Annotated in this window: 1 protein-coding gene and 1 pseudogene; both read left to right on the top strand. The window is 61.8% G+C overall.

The features are described 5' to 3' along the window. A pseudogene (locus tag AC1D00_RS42750) lies at nt 1-403 on the top strand (peptide ABC transporter substrate-binding protein); the annotation flags it as partial. A 74-nt stretch (nt 404-477) separates the two neighbouring features. Beyond that, on the top strand, nt 478-994 hold a 517-nt coding region (locus AC1D00_RS42755), incomplete at its 3' end, for an ABC transporter permease (protein ID WP_477014869.1).

A 994-nucleotide genomic window follows, 5' to 3' on the forward strand; every position in this document is an offset into this window, starting at 1 on the left:
GAACCTGCCCGCTGCCGTGATGTGGGGCGAGTTCTGGACGCAATCGCAATTCGATTCCGTGATCGTCGGCAGCTCGTATCTGATCGGCGCCGACCCGGACGTCACCAATCGCCTGCACTCGCGTTCGGTCGCAGTGAAAGGCGGTCGCGGCTCGAACAATGCACAATATACAAATCCGGAAGTCGATGCCCTGCTCGACAAGGGCGCGCGCACTTTCGATTCTGAAGCCCGGCGCGCGATCTACTCTCGCGTCCAGGAACTCGTCCGTCGCGACCTACCCTTCCTTCCATTGTACCAGAGCAATGCGGTCGAAGGCCTCAAGAAGGGGATCAACGGTTTCGTGCCGAACGGCAATACGCGCACGGAATCCTGGAACGCGCTAGCCTGGTATTGGGCGAGCTGATGTGCTGCCGGCCGAGGCCGCTGTGGCCGAGGTCGGCGCTAGAGTGGTGCTGCAACGCCAACATGGTGCCTCGAATGTCCGGGTTCCTGCTCAATCGTCTCTCGCAGAGCGTCGTGCTGCTGGTGATCGTCTCGATCATCGGCTTCACGGTTCTCAACCTCATGCCGGGCGGTCCTCTCGCGCAGTTCGGGCTCGATCCGGGCATGACCCAGAAGGATGTGGAGCGACTGGCGACGCAGCTCGGGTTGAACCGGCCGCTATGGATACAGTATCTCGATTGGGCCTGGCGGCTGCTCCAGGGCGATTGGGGACACTCGTTCCGCGATGGCTCTTCGGTGCTGGCGGTGATTGGTCGACACTTGCTGGCGACGCTACTGCTTATGGGTACGTCCACCGCATTTGCGATCGCGGTCGGTGCCTGGATCGGAATCCGCGGCGCCACCCACCGCTATTCCCTGTTTGATTACTGCGCGACCGTCGGCGCCATGGTCGCCCTGTCGGTCCCGACTTTCTGGTTCGGCCTCATCGGCATCTACATCTTCACCCTGAAGCTCGGGTGGGTTCCTGCAGGTAACATGTACACGATCGGCG

The sequence above is a fragment of the Bradyrhizobium sp. P2_E8 genome (genome assembly GCF_056403875.1).